Origin of the sequence: Bacillus sp. USDA818B3_A (assembly GCF_009928415.1) — a bacterium.
Taxonomy (GTDB): domain Bacteria; phylum Bacillota; class Bacilli; order Bacillales; family Cytobacillaceae; genus Neobacillus.
On sequence record NZ_JAABNN010000006.1, the window covers coordinates 51,472 to 72,153 of the forward strand.

Here is a 20,682-nt window from a genome sequence, read left to right on the forward strand (position 1 = left end):
TGATTGATCGGCAGGGCGTTTCTGTTTTTTATGTTCAGCTGCTGCGCATAATCAGGGCGCTGCAATATTTTTACATATCGTGGCCAGCATTATGATTATTACGTGAGTGGTTACGGTTCTTAACTTTATGAGAACCACTCAGTGGTTCAGGCTGGCCTGATTGTTTTGGTGCATTTTTACGCATATCTTTTCCATCATTTTTGTTAACCATTTTTCATCCCTCCTACTGTTAGGATGCAGTCAATAAGTGTTTTTATGCTGAATAATTTTTATTGTTCTGTGCAATTTAACGGTATATAAAATGAAGGAGTGAATGAGAGATATGGATAAATATCCTTACAACAAAGACAAACAACAAGCTTTTCAAGCGGCTCAGCAAGGATATGAAAATGCGCAAGGTCTGTTTGAGACAATTGTTAGTGACAGTGCCAGCTACGGTCATCAGCTGAAGCATTTAAAGGATGAAGTGAATGAGGCCTATCAACAAATTGAAAATGCCTTAGAAGTGGCATCAGAGCATCAAAGAGCACAATTAGAACGTTTTCAGCAAGACCTTCAAAGTATGGTTGCAGAAGTGAATCAAGAGGACTAAAAAAGCAGGAGGGTTAATCCTCCTGCTTTTTGTCTAACTGCACGACTGAGCAAGCACAGCAGGACTATATTATTGATTTTTCTTTCGTTTTTTGTTGTTCATTCTTTCCTTAGCGGTTAACTCTGGCTCACTGGCCAATTCCTCATTAAATCCTGCGCCAACGCCTTGACCCTTTGCCGCATTCATACCTGGAATTACATGATTAGACTTACGTTTTGCCATCCCAATCACCTCCTACAATTTTAATATTTCCTTCCACACTTAAAACATGACAAAATAAAAGTTTTTTGCGATAATATTATAGAAAAGTCTGATTTTCCTAAAATTCAAATTACATGCTTGTAGCGTTTGGTTTTTCAAAATATTCTGAACAAAATACATAATTAGCATAAGAAAAACTTATCAATCACAATAACTTTCTTGTTATTTACTTATCTTAGAGGTTGTATTAAGATAAGAATTGTGAGAAAAGTGAAGATGAATGGGAATATTCAAATTTTAAGACTTTTCGAGAATTTAAGAATGACGAGCAGGGGGAGTTACACATGGTTAAAAATGATGTATTTAACGCCCGTTCTTCCTTCGAAGCAAACGGTAAACGGTACCACTATTATCGTTTAAGCGCTTTGGAAGAAGCAGGTATCGGCAATGTTTCTAAATTGCCTTATTCTGTAAAGGTTTTACTTGAATCTGTACTTCGCCAATATGATGGCCGCGTAATCGCAAAAGAACACGTTGAGAACTTAGCAAAATGGGGAACTGCTGAGCTAAAAGAAGTGGACGTTCCATTTAAACCGACACGTGTTATTCTTCAAGACTTTACAGGTGTTCCTGTAGTTGTTGACCTTGCTTCTTTGAGAAAAGCAATGGCTGACCTTGGAGGAGACCCAGACAAAATTAATCCAGAGAAGACAGTCGATCTTGTTATCGACCACTCTGTACAGGTTGATGCTTACGGGGCTTCTGATTCCTTAAAAATCAACATGGACTATGAATTTGAACGTAATGCTGAACGTTACCAGTTCCTAAACTGGGCACAAAAGTCATTTAATAACTATCGTGCAGTACCGCCTGCTACAGGGATTGTACACCAAGTAAATCTTGAATTCTTAGCAGATGTTGTCCATGTGGCAGAAGTTGATGGCGAACTAGAGGCATATCCAGATTCATTAGTAGGAACTGACTCTCATACAACAATGATTAACGGTCTTGGCGTACTTGGCTGGGGCGTTGGCGGTATCGAAGCAGAAGCCGGGATGCTTGGTCAGCCTTCATACTTCCCTGTACCAGAAGTTGTTGGTGTAAAGTTAACTGGAGAGCTTCCAAATGGTGCAACTGCAACCGACCTTGCCCTTAAAGTAACTCAAATTCTTCGTAAACATGGTGTAGTTGGTAAATTTGTTGAGTATTTCGGCCCTGGTGTACCTTCATTGCCACTAGCAGACCGTGCAACAATTGCAAACATGGCACCTGAATACGGTGCAACTTGCGGATTCTTCGCAATCGACGACGAATCACTTAACTACTTACGCCTAACTGGCCGTGACGAGCAGCAAGTGAAAGTGGTTGAAGAATATTGCAAAGCGAACGGATTATTCTTCGACCCATCATTTGAACCTGTTTACACAGATGTAATCGAAATCGACCTTGCTGAAATTGAAGCAAACCTTTCTGGACCAAAACGTCCACAAGACTTAATTCCTCTTTCAAAAATGAAAGAAGAATTCGTAACAGCTGTTTCGGCTCCACAAGGAAACCAAGGTTTTGGTTTGCAAGCGGATGAGCTTGAAAAGTCTGCAGTGGCTAAGTTTAAAAATGGCGATGAAACTACCATCAAAACTGGTGCAGTAGCGATCGCTTCAATCACAAGCTGTACAAATACATCTAACCCATATGTTCTTGTGGGTGCAGGCCTTGTTGCGAAAAAAGCTGTCGAACTTGGAATGGAAGTTCCTAAATTCGTCAAAACTTCTTTAGCACCAGGTTCTAAGGTTGTAACTGGTTACCTTCACGATTCTGGTTTACTTCCATACCTTGAGCAAATTGGCTTTAACCTTGTAGGTTATGGTTGTACAACATGTATCGGTAACTCAGGTCCATTAAAAGAAGAAATCGAAAAAACAATTGCGGAAAACGATCTTTTAGTTACATCTGTTCTTTCAGGTAACCGTAACTTCGAAGGACGTATTCACCCGCTTGTAAAAGCTAACTACCTTGCTTCACCGCCATTAGTTGTTGCTTACGCCCTTGCTGGTACAGTAAACATCGACTTTGCTACTGAAGCAATCGGTAAAGATAAAGATGGCAACGATGTATTCTTCAAGGATATCTGGCCATCAACTGCTGAAGTAAACGATGTTGTAAAACGCACCGTTACTCCAGAATTATTCCGCAGAGAATATGAAAACGTGTTTGGTGACAACGAGCGCTGGAACCAAATCAAAACTAGCAATGAGCCATTATATGCTTGGGATGAAGATTCCACATACATTGCTAACCCGCCTTTCTTCGAAGGCTTATCACCTGAACCAGGTACTGTAGAACCTTTAGCAGGCCTTCGTATTGTTGGTAAGTTTGGAGATTCTGTAACAACTGACCATATTTCACCTGCAGGAGCAATCGGTAAAGATACTCCAGCTGGTAAGTATTTGTTAGAAAAAGGCGTACAGCCTCGCGACTTTAACTCTTATGGGTCCCGCCGTGGTAACCATGAAGTAATGATGCGCGGAACATTTGCAAACATTCGTATCCGTAACCAAATCGCACCAGGTACAGAGGGCGGCTTCACTACTTACTGGCCAACAGGCGAAGTTACATCAATCTATGATGCTTGCATGAAGTACAAAGCAGATGGAACTGGACTAATGGTTCTTGCTGGTAAGGACTACGGAATGGGCTCTTCCCGTGACTGGGCTGCTAAAGGTACAAACCTGCTTGGCATTAAAACAGTTCTTGCTGAAAGCTTTGAGCGTATCCACCGTTCTAACCTCGTGTTAATGGGCGTGCTTCCACTTCAATTCAAAGAAGGCGAAAACGCTGAAACCTTTGGTTTAACTGGTAAAGAAACATTCGAAGTTCAAGTAGACGAGAATGTAAAACCTCGTGATCTTGTAAAAGTAACGGCTACTGACGAAGCTGGCAACAAGAAAGAATTCGAAGTTCTTGTTCGTTTTGACTCTGAAGTAGAAATCGATTACTACCGTCACGGCGGAATCCTGCAAATGGTACTTCGTGAAAAATTACAAGAAGCTTAATTAGAAAGCGGAAGCGCCTTGAACAGGGGCGACAGGCATAAGACGAGCCGGCGAGAAGGTTGCTTTTTAACCTTCTTGACGGATTGGCTTATGACCCCGAGCCCCTAGGCGCTTCAGCTAGACTATTTTCTAAGTACTATACTGAACACCATATCTTAATAGGCATGGTGTTTTATTAATAGAAAATGTTGACAAAATTGTACTTTTATCAATAAAATATAAATATCAAAACGTAAAGGAATGAACAAAGGGCGAATGAAGTATTAATCTTATTTTTCAGCACATTATTCGAATAACGAAAAATGTTGAACCTGAAGAATGGGATTAGTCTGTCCTTTTTTATGTCCTAAATCGTTTATACCGAGTCATTTAATCCTTGTTACAGGTTTATTTGGTGTTGGATTTTTCGGTATTGAACATATGACATAAAACTCTCTTTCAGGTTCAAATGAAGGGAGTTTTTTTATGCTTACAAATCAAAAAGTGATTGTAAAAGTTACTGATTTAGATAAAAGTTTTCAACTGAGGAAGGTACTCGAGAATATCGATTTTGAAATAAAAAATGGTGACCGCATCGGACTTGTCGGCAGTAATGGCTCAGGTAAAACCACCCTCGCCAAACTGTTGCTGGGGAAACTGGATCCAGACAAAGGTAAAGTAGAAATGGCTGACCATATAAAAATAGGTTTTTTATCGCAATCGATTGATTATGAGATTAGTCAGTTCACCAGCCATACGCGTGAGGACATATTTCAATTTACAAAGGAATTAGGCCTTAATAAGGCTTATGACTGGAACAAGGAACGCATGCTGAATCTAAGCGGAGGAGAAAAACTGAAACTTGCCCTTTCTCACATCTGGGCATCAAAGCCAGAATTTTTGATTTTGGATGAACCAACCAATCATCTCGATTTTAAAGGAATAAACTGGCTCGTTTCCGAATTAGGTGAATTTAAGGGACCCGTGTTGATTATTTCACATGACCGTCATTTCCTCGATCAAACGGTAAATCAAATATTTGAACTAGAAAATAGTAAAATTCAGTTTTACAACGGTAATTACAGTGATTACATTCTTGAAAAACAAAGAAGGCTTGAAAGTAAAAAGCATGCATATCAAGTTCAGCAGCGACACATAGAATCAGTGGAATCCCAGATGCAGCAATTAAAATCCTGGTCGGAAAAAGCTCATCGGGACTCAACTAAAAAAGGAACAGGTCCTTCAAAAAGACAATTTGGTATTAAAGAATATCATCGTGCGAAAGCTAAAAAACGCGATAGCCAAATCAAATCAAAAATGAAACGGCTTGAAAGTGAATTGGCTAAAAGTAAAATTGAAAAGCCAATCGAAGAAGCGGAGGTTAAATTTCAGTTTGATGCCCATGGAAAAAGAGGAAAGCGGATTATTGAGGCCAAGAATTTAGCTAAAGGGTTCGATAGTCAACCCCTATTTCAGAGGTCACATTTTTATATCAATTATGGTGAGAGAATTGGCCTATTAGGTGAAAACGGCTGTGGTAAAACGACTTTAATTAGGATGATCTTAGGTGAAGAGACTTGTTCTGATGGCGAGATTTGGAAGAGTGAATCGTTAAAAATTGCTTATTTAAGTCAGGATGTAAATGATCTTCCCGCTGACCAAACGCCCCTTGAAGCACTTGGGTTAACCGATAGAGAAGACATTTTTAGAGCAAGAACAATGCTTGCTAACTTAGGACTAAAAGAACAACACATCATGAAGCCAATTGGGACCTTAAGTCTTGGGGAACGTACAAGAGTAAAGCTTACGGATTTATTAATGAAAGCTTACGATGTCCTGATTCTTGATGAACCAACCAATCATCTGGATTTGCCGAGCAGGGAGCAGCTGGAAAAAACATTATCAGAATTTAAAGGATCAATTATTGCTGTCTCTCATGATTACTATTTCCTAAATAAGCTCTGTGACCGGCTGCTTGTATTTGAGGAACAGCGGGTTAAACGGGTGGAAAAGAAACCGGAGGAATATTTACATCCCAAGAGCAACAAAAATGCTGAAAGCTCTAAAGAAGAGTTATTGATTATTGAAAATAAAATTGCGAATATTTTAGGCCAGTTATCAATGATCGATCAAAAAGATCCTCAATATCTTGTATTAGATCAAGAATTTAAGCTGTTACTAAAGCAGAAAAAGGAATTGACAAAATGATTTGTCACAACTTTGGCAAGAGTTATTTTGTTTCAACTGAGTTTATAGTGTAAAATCGTTATATCAGAAGAAGAAACAAAGGAGGTTCCGGGATGATAAAAAAAGTAATTGCCGCCGTTGGTTTAGTAAGCTTATTGACAGTTGCTATTGTTCAGGCAATGGATAAAAAGACTGAAGATCCGCAAACGGCAACCGAAGCATCCACAGCAACCGAAGGACTCTCAATCGGGGCTTCGGCACCTGACTTTACACTTAAAACATTAACTGGTGACACCGTAAAATTATCGGATTTAAGAGGGAAAAAAGTGATGCTCAATTTCTGGGCAACCTGGTGTCCGCCTTGTAAAGAGGAAATGCCAGCAATGGAACAGTTCTCAAAACAAGTGGGAAATGATACTGTTATTTTAGCTGTTAATATTGATCCTCAATTGGATGTACAAGGATTTGTAGATAAAAATAAGATAACATTCCCTATCCTTCTGGATGCAGAAGACAAAGTAAATGAAGCGTACCAAATATTATCAATCCCGACGACTTATTTTATTAATAGTAAAGGGATTATCCAAAAGAAATATACAGGTTCAATGAAGCTTGATGTAATGAAAAAATATATGCAGGAATTAAATTAAGGACATTGGCATTTGCCAATGTCTTTTTTTCAATCGAACATCCGTTTAGATGATTATTTTCTTAAAATTTTCAAAAAGTTGTAATAATTGCAACCGTTTCCGGGCATAATAACTGTTAGAATAAGTAATAAGGATGGTGATAACAGTGAGAAAACCTAGAAAACGTTCATTTGCAGAACTTGTATTAGAAAATAAATCGCAATTATTAAAAGACCGTGCGGCAATGGAAAAAATTGAACAGCGTTTAGAAGAAAAACGCCTCGGCAAAGCGGAGTAACACAAGAGTTTCCAATCATGCTTCCCCTTCTTATGGGCAAAATGTTAGTAAGGGGGGATTGAACATGGGTAATCCAAAAAAACATTTTCAAGCTTACACACCGAGCCATTTAGGCACGCAGCCAAGAGGCTTCAGTGGAAATAACGGAAAAAAAATGAATGATACTTCTGGGAAACATGCTCAAGTCATTCAAACAAAAGGTGAATAATCTCAAATATATAAGACCCGGTGGCAGCAACAGCCATCGGGTCTTTTTGTTTTAACTTTCCAATAATTCTCCAGTGATAAATTTGGCTTTCCGTTACAAACTATATCTGTACCAAACACACTTTAGGAGGATGTTGACCATGGCATATAACAACAAACCAAATCCTGATGATCGCAGCGATAACGTGGAAAAACTTCAATCAATGATTCACAATACAATTGAGAATATGGAAGCTGCTGAGGAGTCGCTTGCATTCACAGACAGCGAAACCCAAAAAGAGCAAATCCATGCGAAAAATGAACGCAGACGTGAAAGCATTGAATCCTTCCGCTCAGAAGTAAAAGACGAAGCAAAAAACAAAAGCGAATAACTGCCAAGGACCTGTTCAAAAAATCGAACAGGTTCTTTTTTAAGACCTCTTATTTTAACTAGTGTATCTGACTATGGTAAGATAGGGAGACGTGCAACAATAGAATATTAATTAGAAGAGTGATGATTTTGAATCAATTGGACAACAATCTTTCACATTCCCAAGATCAGGTTCAACAATGGGAACATGAATTTAATCAATCAGGGTTTATTTATGATGAAGCAAAGTTAATAAATGCGATTCGATATGAAACGGATCCGTTTATTTTATCTAAGCTATTAACGTTTGGCGCTTATTCAAGACTGTATCAAAATAAAAATGACTCGATCGCAGGGGTATGGCTGGACAAGGCACTAACATTAAATCCCCAAAACCAAAAAGCAAGGGAATACACCGTACAATCAGACTGGAAAAAGATGCAGGACCTTTTAACCTTACTAACGTTTCCTTCGATGCGGGAAACAGATAATCGCACCGCTAAAAAGAAAACAGCGGAAGAATATATTGAAGTATGCCAGCATTTTTTAACAGACGCAGATGAGAACCTCAGCGAATTGCAAAAAATGATTATAGACGCTCAAAATTTTGAAATGAAGAGTTTGCTTCAAAGATATGAAACACTTGCCAATTTACTTTCATCTGCCATTGAGGAAACAGGAAGTTTATTAAAAGCAGCTGAAGAGTATAACCAATCCATTACAGGTGTTTTCCATACATCCACTTATTATGATGATCTAAAATTGCATATGGCTGCCATTGAAGAGATAAAACAGACTTGGGCCCAGCAATTTATTGAGGAAGAAACACCAGTTGCTGATACAGAAAATGCCCTTGATCAGCTGCAAAAAATGGTCGGGATGGATTTAGTTAAGAAGCGCGTTCATGATTTTTATCGTTATCTCCAATACCAAAAACAGCGAAAAGAACTTGGCTTTCATATGAAGGACGAACTTAGTCTTAATATGATTTTGACAGGTAATCCTGGAACAGGAAAAACCACCTTAGCCAGATTATTAGCAAAGATTTATTACGAGCTTGGCGCTTTACCCAGAGAGGAAGTCATCGAGACAAACCGGTCTCATTTAGTTGGATCCTTTGTCGGGCAAACAGAAGAAAATGTCCGGTCGATTGTGGAACGTTCGGTGGGCGGTGTTTTGTTTATTGATGAAGCCTATAGCTTAAAGCGTGAAGGCCAATCAGGAAATGATTATGGACAAGCGGCGATTGATACTCTTGTTTCTTTAATGACGAGCAGAGAATATGGCGGGAAATTCGCCGTTATATTAGCGGGTTATCCCGATGAAATGCGTTCTTTTATACATGCCAATCCTGGATTACGAAGCCGGTTCCCGCAATCTAACTTTATTCATCTGCCGAATTACTCTAATGAAGAATTAATTCAGATCTCCGAGCTAGTTGCGGCAGAAAATGACTATCTCCTAACCGAAGAATCTAAGCTTGAAATCCATCATCGGCTTGAAAAGGAACGGGTTGATGATACATTTGGCAACGCCAGAACCGTTCACAATATCGTTTTGGATGCTATTTTTAAAAAAGGGGCCGAAGATCGTGCAGCAGATAGTGACATCCTAGATATGATGTTTCTCGATCAAGAGGACTTTCAGACCGAGACAGAAACTCTTTCGGAAACTCCGCAGCAACAGTTGAATCAATTAATTGGATTAACTTCCTTAAAGGGTGAACTAAAAACACTAATTTCCTTTGTGAAAATGCAGCAATTCAGAAGAAAAAAAGGCTTGCCCACCGTACCTATCCAGCTGCATGCCGTATTTACGGGCAACCCTGGGACAGGGAAAACTACTGTAGCAAAAATCTACGCAGAGTTTTTAAAAGAGTGTGGGATTTTAAAAAGGGGCCACCTCATTGTAGCAAGCCGGGCCGACTTTGTAGCGGGCTTTGTAGGGCAGACAGCGGGGAAAACTAAACAAAAGATTAAAGAGGCATTAGGTGGAGTTCTGTTCATTGATGAGGCCTATTCTCTCATTAGCCAAACATCTGGTGATTTCGGAAAAGAAGTTATTGATACCCTTGTTGATGAAATGACAAAGCAAAATGAGAATTTGGTCGTTGTTTTAGCGGGTTATCCAAATGAAATGGATCAATTACTTGAAAGCAATCCTGGACTGCGTTCCCGTTTTAAAAAGTTCTTCCTCTTCCTAGACTACTCAAATGAAGAATTACTTGAAATTATGTCTAATTATGCGGGTAAATTTCAGTATCATCTCACGGATGATGCGAAGAACCTATTGCTGCAATCGATGGAGGCCGAGCGCTTTACAGGCAACGGCCGGTTTGCTTCCAATTTAGTAGATGAAATGATCCAGGCACAAGCCTTGCGTTTAATGGATAAAGAAGAGGAAGAAAGTCTTCTAGAAAAAGCGGCCTATCTTGAAATCGAAGATGTGGAAAAAGCACTTGGAAAACTTTCAGCCTATTGACGAATGAAAGGAAGTTTACTTTGGAAAATTATTTTGTCTCGACAAGAGAAATTCAACTATATTATGCAGATACGGACATGATGGGTGTCATTTATCATGCCAATTACCTGAAATTCTTTGAACTCGGCAGGACTGGATTTATAGAAGACATAGGTTATAGTTATCTTTCGATGGAGGAAGCAGGCTTCTATGCCCCCGTGTATGATATCCAAATTACTTATAAAAAACCGCTAAGATACGGTGATCAAGCATTTGTGAAGACCTGGGTATCTTTAAATGATGGAATTAAGACCATCTATTCCTACACCATTGTCAATGGAAATGACGAGGTATGTGCGGAAGGAACTTCAACCCATATCATTGTGAAAAAAGATAATTTTAGACCTACTTCTTTTAAAAGAGCTTTTCCGGACTGGTTTTTGAAATACGAAGAAATTAAGAAGAATTAATTTGTTTTAAGAACTGTTTTCCCCAAGGGACTTGAGGTGAATTAGAAAGTGGCTTTTGGCATTAAGAGAAAAGAACTTCTTGAATGGAAAAAAAGGATTGATCAAGGCGAAATTGCATTTTTAACCCATTTTTGGCTCGATGAACGCTTCCCGGAATGTAAGACGGTTACTAAGGTCGGTTGTCTGGACTTAGACAAACTAGCCGCTTGGGGTAAAAAGTACGGACTAAAAAAGGAATGGATTCATCACCGAAAAGATGGTTATTCTCACTTTGATTTACTAGGTGAATGGCAAACTGAGATCTTACAAAAAGAGGGCTTAAGCGAGCATCTATGGGGTAAATAAAACAGTAAAAGCATTTTCGAGCTTGCCCATCTATCACCAATTAGTACCGAAAAAATAGGAGAATCGATATGTTTAAAATAACAGAGAGTGCTTACCATAAATTAGCTGACACGATTCAATCAGAGAAAAAAACAGAGGACGAACGGTTGTTCCTGCGCTTAACGATGGGGATTGGCTGAGGCGGGCCTAAGCTGAATCTGTCTCTGGAAGAGCAGAAAATCAAAGGAGATCATACGTTCGAATTCGAAGATATCATCATCCTTATCCATGAAAATGATATGGTTTACTTTGAAAATACAAAACTTGATTATGTAGAAGATGTATTAGGCAAGAAGCGGTTTCAATTGCTTCGAATATAATAAAAAAAATGGCTCTAGAGATCGTCTCTCTAGAGCCATTTAATTTTCGGTTCGGTGTTATTCATTATTCGCTTAATGTTTGCCCTGTGGCGGTAGGTCACGAACGATGCTAACAAAAGCACCACAATTAGCAAGGGAATATTCCAGCTGCTAACCAATCCAGATATAACAGCGTACAAAACAGCCGTAACACCTGCAACCATTGATGATAACGATACATATTTGGTTATGTACAAACTTATGAAGAATACCACTATAACTGTTAAAAACATATATGGTGCGGCTAACAAGACGACACCGCCTGATGTAGCGACTGCCTTTCCACCTCTAAATCCAGCAAAGATGGGGTAAGTATGTCCTAAAACAGCAAATATACCAGCCAATAATGGATTGATATCCACATGGAAAATCAAAGGCAATGCAGCGGCTAATGTGCCCTTCAAGATATCAGCAAGTGTTACTGCTAATCCTGCTTTTACCCCGAGTGTCCGAAACGTGTTTGTTCCTCCTAAATTCCCGCTTCCATGTTCCCGAATGTCAATTTTGTAGAATGTTTTTCCGACTATTAAACCAGAAGGAATGGAGCCTAGAAGATAGGCAAGGATTAAGACCAAGATAATTTGAACCATTAATATTTCTCCTTCAATAAAGAATCCAGTTCTTTTATTTTACCATGGATTTGCAAAAAAGCACTAAACTTTCATAATAAGTTCACAAGTATACAAGAATTTAGAAGCCGCCTGCTAGTTCAACCATCCTGTGCTATTTATCCTGTTTAAGGCTAAAGTTAGAACAATTATAGTCAATTTTATTACAAATATATGGAGAATTTAGCAACGGTTGATAAAGGGATTGAATGCAAATTTTTGTGAACCTATAATAAAGGAAAATCAAATATAGAAACGAAAGAACCGGCCTGGTTACATACTTAGAGAGGTCGGTTTTCTTACATACCTTCATTACTAAACTAAAAGAGAGGTGAGGTTCATATGGCAAGTAGTGTTCTTCAGTATCTTAAATACCAGTACCCAGATATAAGAGTTTTATATGTGGAAGATGAGAAATTCTCCCGTGAAAAGCTGCTGCGAGTGTTAAATCGCCGTTTTGCTCACATTCATGTAGCGATTGATGGCTTGGAGGGATTACAACTCTACCAAAAATACAAACCAGATTTGATTATTGCGGATATAAAAATGAACCAAATGAGCGGTTTGGAAATGATTAAGAAAATCCGGGCTCAAAATGAAAAAGCCCAAGTGATTGTGACAACTGCTCATGATGATAACGAATTTTTTCTTCAATCGATCGAAAACAATGTCAACCATTTTATTCTTAAACCTATCGATTTGGATGCCTTGCTTCAAGCCATTCAGAAATCTGTTTACCAGATCCAGCTGGAGAAAGAACTGGTTAAGCAAAAGAATCTAACCCGTTCTATTCTTGATTTTCAGGATAATCTTATCTTTGTTATTGAGGACGGGGAAATTGTTGAGTGGAATCAAGCATTTACTAATGTAACCGGAATAGGCAGCCATGTAAGTAATCAAGCCCGTTATCAAAGTCAATTACTATCCAATTTATTTGTTGAAGATCCTCATTATTTTTATCCAAAGGATAAAGCACGGTGGACGGAGGAATTTTTTTCGACAGGGAAAAACGTGGCGAAAGTGCGGTGGAAAGGTCCTCTCGGTAACGATTATAACTACGTGATGAAAGCAGGGCCGATTCCTGAATCTAAACAAATTTTATTTGTACTAACAGATATTACTGACTTAGAGAAAGAAAGCCGGGAAAGGGAGCATTTATCTATGTTTGACCGCCTGACGAGCAGTTTGACCCGTCAGAAATTCAAAGAGATTTTGGCTGGAGAAATGAGGCGTGCCGAGCGTTTTGAACGTGCCTTTTCACTAATACTAATGGATATTGATAATTTTGGTACTATAAACGAACAATTTGGTCAACCGGCAGGAGATAAGGTGTTAATCACCGTTTCCACGATTGTTCAACAGCGGATTCGCGAGTGCGATATGTTTGCCCGTTGGGGCGGAGAAGAATTTATCCTGCTAGTTCCGGAGACAGATGGACAGAAAGCTGGCATATTAGCGGAGTCCATCCGATCGATTATAGAAGGATATGATCATTCGATCGGTAAGGTTACCTGCAGTTTTGGCGTTACAGAGTTTACGTTTGGAAAATCAAAAAATGAGTTGATCTCAGAAGTCGAGCAAGCCCTTGAAGAATCCAAAAAAAATGGGCGAAACCGGGTAACAGTATACAGCTAAGCACTGTTTAAGGAGGTGGCAAGGATGCTTTATGTATATATTTCCTTAGCATTGGTGATCGGTTACTTTATTTTGACCATTTCCTTGTACTTGTTTAAAAGCTGCGGGCTGATGAAAAAACTCAAGGAAAGTGAAAAAAGCTATCGAGATTTAGCTGAGAAGTACGAAGCGATCAATCGAAACCTAGAAAAAAAGATTCATGAAGAGGTCGAAAAAAATAGACAAAAAGACCATCTCCTCATTCAGCATTCAAAACTTGCTGCAATGGGTGAAATGATCGCAAGCATCGGTCATCAGTGGCGGCAGCCTTTAAATAGCCTATCACTAATTATTCAAGATGTTCGTGAAGAGTTTGAATTTGGTCAGCTGGATGAAATTTATATTGATCAATTCACCAAGGAAAGTTTGATACAAATTAAGCATATGTCCCGGACGATAAATGATTTTCGTAAGTTCTACAAACCCAATAATGAAAAAACCCCCTTTTCGATCGGAAGTTCGATAGAGGACGCTTTGTCCATTTTTTCATCAAGCCTCAAATATTACGGAATTAACATGGAATTTGAATACAGAGGCGAGCTAATGGCCTACGGTTTTCCTAACGAATACAGTCAAGTGGTATTAAATATTTTAACCAATGCCCGCGATGCGTTTGTTGAAAAAGAAATGGAGAATCGCAGAATAAAGATTCAAATCATTGAGACAAAGGAGTATGTCAGAGCCGAGTTTACTGATAATGCAGGAGGAATTGATCCCCTAATTCTTGATAAAATTTTTGACCCGTATTTCACCACTAGACCGCATGGAACTGGATTAGGTCTTTACATGACCAAAATGATTCTTGAAAATATGAACGGAACAGCGTCAGTTGAAAATTATGAATATGGTGCCCGTTTTGTTCTCTCTGTACCTAAGGTAAAACAGTCCATACAGCAGGAAATAGTCTCTGTTTCCTAATCCTAAGCTCCCAAACTTTTTGGGGGCTTTTCCTTTTACTTTGGTTTTTATAAAATAAGGAGTAAAATAAAGACAATAAATCCAAGGGGTGGTAAAAGTGGCAATCGAAAATCCAAGTCGTGAAGAAATTGGTGCGATCTTAAATAAGGCGAAAAGAATTGCAGTCGTAGGTTTAAGTGATAATCCAGCAAAGGCTTCTTACCAAGTGTCAGAGGTCATGCAAAATGCAGGCTACGAAATCATACCAGTTAATCCAGCGGTGGATCAAGTCTTGGGGGTTAAAGCGGTCGCCTCTCTAAAAGATATTGAGGGGCATATAGATATCGTTAACGTATTTCGCCGTTCCGAACAATTGTTCGATGTTGCGAAAGAATTTGATCAAATTGACGCAGATGTTTATTGGTCTCAGCTAGGTCTTGCTAACGAAGAAGCTTACGAGTTTTTAAAGGAAAAGGGCTACACGGTGATCATGGATCGCTGCATTAAAATTGAATATGCAATGACAAGGTAAAAAGCTGCTATTTTTTAGCAGTTTTTTTTTATAATTCCCCTTAAAAATCGCTTAAATTGTTTTACAAAAATAAGTCGTTTTTCATTACATATTTGCCAAATCAAAATAAATCGCTACAATAAAGCATAGACGCCACAAGAAGTTGTGATAAAATAAGGGTGGCAAACATTAGTTCTATTGGACAAATTTAAAGGATAAATGACTCTTTTAAACGAATGTTAAACTTAATAATTATTAGAAAATGGCATCTTAAATGCCATTATGTTTTTTGGTAGGAAGGGGTATTTTAGTGGCAAGAAATCAGCAAGCATTTGATTACAATGATGATGCCATCCAGGTACTAGAAGGTCTTGAAGCGGTCAGAAAAAGGCCAGGTATGTATATTGGCAGCACCGATTCACGAGGTCTTCATCATCTTGTTTATGAGATCGTAGACAACTCTGTCGATGAAGCACTAGGCGGATTTGGTGATCAAATCATTGTAAGAATACACAAAGATAATTCCATAAGCGTTATGGATAAGGGTAGAGGAATGCCTACAGGTATGCATAAAATGGGAAAACCAACACCTGAGGTCATTTTGACTGTGCTCCATGCAGGCGGCAAATTCGGCCAAGGCGGCTACAAAACAAGCGGCGGTTTGCACGGTGTTGGTGCATCGGTCGTGAATGCCTTATCTGAATGGTTAACCGTTACGATTAAACGAGACGGATTTGTCTATGAACAACGTTTTGAAAATGGTGGTAAACCCGTCACTACCCTCGAAAAAATCGGCAAAACGAATCAAACCGGTACAACCATCCACTTTAAGCCGGATCCAACCATTTTTTCGACTACGACTTATAACCTCGAAACCCTTTCTGAAAGGCTGAGAGAATCCGCCTTTTTGTTAAAAGGATTAAAAATAGAGATTATTGATGACCGTAACAATATTCATGAAGTTTTCCACTATGAAAATGGAATTGAGGCTTTTGTTGAATATTTAAACGAAGATAAAGAAACCCTTCATCCGGTTGTCAGCTTTGAAGGAATCCAAAACGGCATCGAAGTTGACTTTTCCTTCCAATTCAATGATGGATATTCAGAAAATATGTTGTCTTTCGTAAACAATGTCCGGACCAAAGATGGCGGTACGCATGAGGTTGGGGCAAGAACAGCGATGACAAGGGTGTTCAATGACTATGCCCGTAAGGTTGCCTTGTTGAAGGAAAAAGACAAAAATCTAGACGGAAATGATATTCGTGAAGGATTATCAGCCGTTATTTCCGTTAGAATCCCAGAGGAATTACTTCAATTTGAAGGACAAACGAAGGGAAAACTTGGTACCAGTGAAGCAAGGTCAGCTGTAGATTCCGTCGTTTCTGAGCATCTTTCCTACTTCCTTGAAGAAAATCCTGATATCAGCTCTATTTTGATAAAAAAATCCATTAAAGCTTATCAGGCTCGTGAAGCTGCTCGTAAAGCACGCGAGGATGCGAGAAGCGGTAAAAAGAAGAAACGGGGAGAAACGATTTTATCTGGTAAACTAACCCCCGCGCAATCACGCAACCCGCAAAAAAATGAACTTTACCTGGTTGAGGGTGACTCTGCGGGAGGTTCAGCCAAGCAAGGCCGTGACCGACGCTTCCAGGCAGTCCTTCCACTCCGCGGTAAAGTCATTAATACAGAGAAAGCAAAACTCTCCGATATCTTTAAAAACGAAGAAATTAATACCATTATTCACGCAATTGGCGGCGGTGTTGGTGCTGATTTTACTGTAGAAGACATTAACTATGACAAAATCGTCATTATGACAGATGCCGATACGGACGGTGCTCATATTCAGGTATTATTGCTTACTTTCTTTTATCGCTATATGAAGCCGCTTATTGAAGCAGGGAAAGTATTTATTGCCCTTCCGCCTTTATACAAAGTAAGTAAGGGTTCAGGCAAAAAAGAAATTATTGAATATGCGTGGAACGAAGATGAACTTCAGGGTGCCATTAAGAAAGTGGGCCGAGGCTACATTATTCAGCGATATAAAGGTCTTGGCGAAATGAACGCAGATCAGTTATGGGAAACCACCATGGACCCAGAGACACGGACATTAATCCGCGTTAAGATCGATGATATCGCACGAGCGGAACGACGCGTTACTACCTTAATGGGTGACAAAGTTGAACCGCGTCGTAAATGGATTGAAAGTAACGTAGCCTTTGGTTTAGAAGAAGATGACACCATTTTAGAAAATGAAAATATTACGGTCTCAGAGGAGGAAGCTGCAGAATGAGTGCATTAGAAAAATTCCGTGACCTGCCTCTAGAAGATGTACTTGGTGACCGGTTCGGGCGATATAGTAAGTATATTATCCAAGAACGTGCCTTACCGGATGCGCGCGACGGGTTAAAGCCGGTGCAGCGCAGAATTCTTTATGCTATGCATGTGGAAGGCAATACATTTGAGAAAAACTTCCGTAAATCGGCTAAAACCGTGGGTAACGTTATTGGTAACTACCACCCCCATGGGGACTCGTCTGTTTACGAAGCGATGGTAAGGATGAGCCAGGATTGGAAAGTTAGAAATGTCCTGATTCAAATGCATGGGAACAACGGTAGTGTCGATGGTGACCCGCCGGCTGCGATGCGTTACACAGAAGCAAGGTTATCAGCGATTGCCGCTGAACTTTTACGTGATATTGAAAAGGATACAGTTGAATTTATTCCAAACTTTGATGATACCTCTAAGGAACCAACCGTTTTACCGGCGATGTTCCCGAACCTTCTCGTCAATGGATCAACAGGGATTTCAGCAGGTTATGCAACCGATATCCCTCCACACCATCTTGGTGAGGTCATTGACGGTGTGATATTAAGAATGGAGAAGCCTGACGTAACAGTCGATGAACTTTTGACGGTTATTAAAGGCCCTGATTTCCCTACTGGCGGTATCATTCAAGGAATTGAGGGTATTAAAAAGGCCTATGAAACGGGTAAAGGTAAGATCATCGTCCGCGGAAAAGCAGAAATTGAAGAGGTTCGCGGAGGCAAACAGCAAATTGTTATAACTGAAATTCCTTACGAAATTAATAAGGCAAATCTTGTTAAGAAGATGGACGAATTCCGTCTTGACCGAAAAGTGGAAGGCATGTCAGAAGTCCGCGATGAAACAGACCGAACAGGTCTAAGAATCGTTATAGAGTTAAAAAAGGATGCCGATGCAGAAGGTGTCCTCTATTACTTATATAAAAATAGTGACCTTCAAGTTACCTATAACTTTAATATGGTAGCTATTCATAATAAGCGTCCAGTACTTATGGGGATTCGCGAATTATTAGATGCCTACATCGGGCATCAAAAAGAAGTTGTTACCCGCAGGACCCAATATGACTTGAATAAAGCGAAAGAGCGTCAGCATATTGTAGAAGGGTTAATAAAGGCACTATCGATCCTAGATGAAGTGATCGCAACTATCCGTGCTTCTAAGGACAAACGCGATGCAAAGGACAACTTAATTGCCAAGTACGGATTTACAGAGCTTCAGGCAGAAGCGATCGTTTCTTTACAACTTTATCGTTTAACAAACACAGATATCACTGCGTTACAGAATGAAGCAGAAGAATTAGCGAAAAAGGTTGAAGAACTTACTAGTATTTTAGCTAGCGAGAAGAAACTTTTATCCGTTATTAAAAAAGAGCTTAAAGATGTGAAGAAGCGCTTTGCGGATGAGCGTCGCTCTAAAATTGAAGCAGAAATTGAAGAGATAAAAATAAATCTAGATGTCACTGTTCCGAGTGAAGATGTGATTGTGACAATCACTCAAGAAGGGTATGTCAAACGGACAAGCCAGCGTTCATTTGCGGCTTCCGGCGGACAAGATCTGGCAATGAAGGAATCGGATCGTCTTCTAGCCCAACTGGACATGAATACGAAGGATGTCCTGCTGCTCTTTACCAACAAGGGGAACTATTTGTTCTGCCCTGTACATGAGCTGCCGGATATCCGTTGGAAGGATCTTGGACAGCACGTAGCCAACATAATCCCAATCGACCGTGACGAAGAGATTATCCATGCAATATCAGTTAAAGATTTTGAGATAGATGCTTATCTTGTGTTTGTAACTAAGAACGGTATGGTTAAGAAAACCGAGCTAAAGGCATACAAGGCACAGCGCTACTCGAAACCACTTGTTGCAGTGAATTTAAAAGATGATGACCAGGTGGTTGATGTACATCTAACGGATGGTTCTAAGGAACTTTTCTTAGTTACGCACTTTGGCTATTCTTTATGGTTCCATGAAGAAGAAATTAGTATTGTCGGACAGCGGGCTGCCGGAGTAAAGGGCATTAACTTAAAAGATGACGATTTTGTTGTCGGGGGTAAACTGATTACACCGGACAGCAGCCAATCGATTGTCGTTGCTACCCAGCGCGGTGCCTTAAAACGCATGAAATTAAAAGAATTTGAGAAATCCTCCCGGGCGAAACGCGGTGTGGTGATTTTAAGGGAATTAAAGTCTAAACCTCATCGTATCGAAGGATTTGTCGTAGCTAATGAGCAAGATACGATTATCATTCAGACTGAAAAAGGGTATACAGAAACACTGAAAACAACTAATATCAGCTATAGTGACCGCTATTCAAACGGCTCGTTTATCCTTGATGAAGAGGAAAACGGTAAAGTAACAACCGTTTTGAAAGTTGAAGCTGCAGAAACGGTAACTGAATAATTCATTTTTCGGAATCTCTTAAGAAATTAAGAGGTTCCTTTTTTTCATCTTTTTCCCATAATTGGACATACTAGCTAACAAAAGGATGTGGAGGGGAACTGGATGAAAAAAGAAATGCTCCTTGTTATTGTTTCATTTTTTCTAATTTCACTAACGACCATAACCGGTGTTTATGCGATTGAGAAAACAGCCAAATCGATTACGATAACAGAACAGGAAGCAGATGTAACGGGCGATAATAAAAACGAGACGATCCTTTTAAAGGGAGTACCTGACCAAGATGACAAGTCCTTCTTAAGAAGAATCTTTATCGATATTACGGCATCAAACGGCAAGACCTATAGCATAACGTTAAAAAGCGGTTCAAAGGCATCACTCAAGTTAGTGGATTTAGACAACGATGGCTTGAAGGATATATTTGCAAATATATTAACTGATGACAGCACGGGTGATGTAACAAATTATTTGTACAGCTTAAAGGGCTTTGAACGGAAAAATCTAACTGTCCCTGAGCCGTTAGAGATGGAAGCGAACTTTAAAAATGGTTATAAAGCAGAGGTCCAACTGACTAAAACAGGAAAATCATATTTGTTTGACCTGAAAAATCGAAAAGAATATTATAAAAAGCTCGGTTTTTACTATCGAGGAAAACTAAATGAGCCAATGGAATTAACCGTAAACACCTTTAATCGTGTAGAACCTATACAAATTGATAAGGAACGCACAGGATTAAAAGGCCAGCAAAGGATAACAGGGATTGTAAATGCGGATACCATTGCTTATGTGGAATCCATTTGGTATTACGATCGTGGTCATTGGAAGCTTTTTAAAACGGACGTTAAACCCTCATGAGGAAAAAGCGCTTTGGAGTTTTCCAAGCGTTTTTTCTCATGAAAACAGCAGCGGCAACAGAAGATAGGGGAGGGGGGAGAATGCAGGATTTTACTTTAGTAGGGGGGATTGAAGCCAAAATCTAAGGACAAGTGCTCAAAAATGTTCGCAAGAGCGGGTGTTGAAGACAATAATAAAAAAGTATCTTTTAGAATTGTTCTCAAGAGAGCCCATAGAAGACAATTACTATAAAATATCTATGTAAAAT

Annotated in this window: 19 protein-coding genes; 16 read left to right on the forward strand and 3 right to left on the reverse strand. The window is 39.4% G+C overall.

Annotated elements, in window-relative coordinates; genetic code table 11:
• Positions 1 to 70: 70 nt before the first annotated feature.
• Positions 71 to 211 (reverse strand): small acid-soluble spore protein P, encoded by a 141-nt coding sequence (locus tag GXK58_RS12865; protein ID WP_160723442.1) that lies wholly within the window; start codon positions 209 to 211, stop codon positions 71 to 73.
• A gap of 111 nt (positions 212 to 322) precedes the next feature.
• Between GXK58_RS12865 and GXK58_RS12870 the strand changes: the two genes are divergently transcribed.
• Positions 323 to 592 (forward strand): hypothetical protein, encoded by a 270-nt coding sequence (locus tag GXK58_RS12870; protein ID WP_160723444.1) that lies wholly within the window; start codon positions 323 to 325, stop codon positions 590 to 592.
• A gap of 69 nt (positions 593 to 661) precedes the next feature.
• Here GXK58_RS12870 and sspO read toward each other — a convergent pair whose 3' ends face one another.
• A complete protein-coding gene (gene sspO, locus GXK58_RS12875) occupies positions 662 to 814 on the reverse strand; it encodes a small acid-soluble spore protein O (protein WP_160723446.1) in 153 nt (50 codons plus the stop codon).
• A gap of 323 nt (positions 815 to 1,137) precedes the next feature.
• Here sspO and acnA point away from each other — a divergent pair, with 323 nt between their 5' ends.
• From acnA to GXK58_RS12920, 9 genes are all read left to right on the forward strand, one after another.
• The gene (gene acnA / locus GXK58_RS12880) at positions 1,138 to 3,846 is read left to right on the forward strand and encodes an aconitate hydratase AcnA (protein ID WP_160723448.1); all 2,709 of its coding nucleotides are present in this window, start codon (positions 1,138 to 1,140) and stop codon (positions 3,844 to 3,846) included.
• Positions 3,847 to 4,311: 465 nt separating this feature from the next.
• Positions 4,312 to 6,033, forward strand: coding sequence for a ribosomal protection-like ABC-F family protein (gene abc-f / locus GXK58_RS12885; protein WP_160723450.1), 1,722 nt, complete (start codon positions 4,312 to 4,314; stop codon positions 6,031 to 6,033).
• A gap of 92 nt (positions 6,034 to 6,125) precedes the next feature.
• Positions 6,126 to 6,662 carry a peroxiredoxin family protein gene (locus GXK58_RS12890; RefSeq protein WP_160723452.1) on the forward strand — a complete coding sequence of 179 codons (537 nt, stop codon included), beginning with the start codon at positions 6,126 to 6,128 and terminating at the stop codon, positions 6,660 to 6,662.
• Between the two features lie 145 nt (positions 6,663 to 6,807).
• Entirely contained in the window at positions 6,808 to 6,939 is a 132-nt protein-coding gene (locus tag GXK58_RS12895) for an FbpB family small basic protein (RefSeq protein ID WP_160723454.1), read from the forward strand.
• Between the two features lie 64 nt (positions 6,940 to 7,003).
• Positions 7,004 to 7,147, forward strand: coding sequence for an acid-soluble spore protein N (locus GXK58_RS12900; RefSeq protein WP_160723456.1), 144 nt, complete (start codon positions 7,004 to 7,006; stop codon positions 7,145 to 7,147).
• A gap of 139 nt (positions 7,148 to 7,286) precedes the next feature.
• Complete coding sequence (gene tlp, locus GXK58_RS12905; protein WP_160723458.1) at positions 7,287 to 7,517, forward strand: small acid-soluble spore protein Tlp; 231 nt, start codon at positions 7,287 to 7,289, stop codon at positions 7,515 to 7,517.
• A 122-nt stretch (positions 7,518 to 7,639) separates the two neighbouring features.
• Positions 7,640 to 9,976 (forward strand): AAA family ATPase, encoded by a 2,337-nt coding sequence (locus GXK58_RS12910; protein WP_160723742.1) that lies wholly within the window; start codon positions 7,640 to 7,642, stop codon positions 9,974 to 9,976.
• A gap of 20 nt (positions 9,977 to 9,996) precedes the next feature.
• Entirely contained in the window at positions 9,997 to 10,425 is a 429-nt protein-coding gene (locus tag GXK58_RS12915) for an acyl-CoA thioesterase (RefSeq protein ID WP_160723460.1), read from the forward strand.
• A 48-nt stretch (positions 10,426 to 10,473) separates the two neighbouring features.
• Positions 10,474 to 10,770 carry a hypothetical protein gene (locus tag GXK58_RS12920; protein ID WP_160723462.1) on the forward strand — a complete coding sequence of 99 codons (297 nt, stop codon included), beginning with the start codon at positions 10,474 to 10,476 and terminating at the stop codon, positions 10,768 to 10,770.
• A gap of 388 nt (positions 10,771 to 11,158) precedes the next feature.
• On the opposite strand, the gene plsY is transcribed toward GXK58_RS12920, so the two are convergent.
• The gene (plsY, locus tag GXK58_RS12925) at positions 11,159 to 11,758 is read right to left on the reverse strand and encodes a glycerol-3-phosphate 1-O-acyltransferase PlsY (protein ID WP_160723464.1); all 600 of its coding nucleotides are present in this window, start codon (positions 11,756 to 11,758) and stop codon (positions 11,159 to 11,161) included.
• 360 nt (positions 11,759 to 12,118) lie between these two features.
• Between plsY and GXK58_RS12930 the strand changes: the two genes are divergently transcribed.
• The 6 genes from GXK58_RS12930 (at position 12,119) to GXK58_RS12955 (ending at position 20,435) form a co-directional block, all read left to right on the forward strand.
• Positions 12,119 to 13,411: a GGDEF domain-containing response regulator gene (locus GXK58_RS12930; RefSeq protein ID WP_160723466.1), complete on the forward strand. Its 1,293-nt coding sequence runs from the start codon at positions 12,119 to 12,121 to the stop codon at positions 13,409 to 13,411.
• A 24-nt stretch (positions 13,412 to 13,435) separates the two neighbouring features.
• On the forward strand, positions 13,436 to 14,368 hold the full coding sequence (locus GXK58_RS12935) for a sensor histidine kinase (RefSeq protein ID WP_160723468.1): 933 nt from the start codon (positions 13,436 to 13,438) through the stop codon (positions 14,366 to 14,368).
• Positions 14,369 to 14,465: 97 nt separating this feature from the next.
• Complete coding sequence (locus GXK58_RS12940) at positions 14,466 to 14,879, forward strand: CoA-binding protein (protein WP_160723470.1); 414 nt, start codon at positions 14,466 to 14,468, stop codon at positions 14,877 to 14,879.
• 289 nt (positions 14,880 to 15,168) lie between these two features.
• Positions 15,169 to 17,148, forward strand: a complete 1,980-nt coding sequence (gene parE, locus GXK58_RS12945; protein WP_160723472.1) for a DNA topoisomerase IV subunit B — start codon at positions 15,169 to 15,171, stop codon at positions 17,146 to 17,148.
• A complete protein-coding gene (parC, locus tag GXK58_RS12950; RefSeq protein WP_160723474.1) occupies positions 17,145 to 19,583 on the forward strand; it encodes a DNA topoisomerase IV subunit A in 2,439 nt (812 codons plus the stop codon). Before parE ends, parC begins: the two co-directional genes overlap by 4 nt.
• 102 nt (positions 19,584 to 19,685) lie before the next feature.
• Positions 19,686 to 20,435 carry a hypothetical protein gene (locus GXK58_RS12955; protein ID WP_160723476.1) on the forward strand — a complete coding sequence of 250 codons (750 nt, stop codon included), beginning with the start codon at positions 19,686 to 19,688 and terminating at the stop codon, positions 20,433 to 20,435.
• Positions 20,436 to 20,682: the final 247 nt, after the last annotated feature.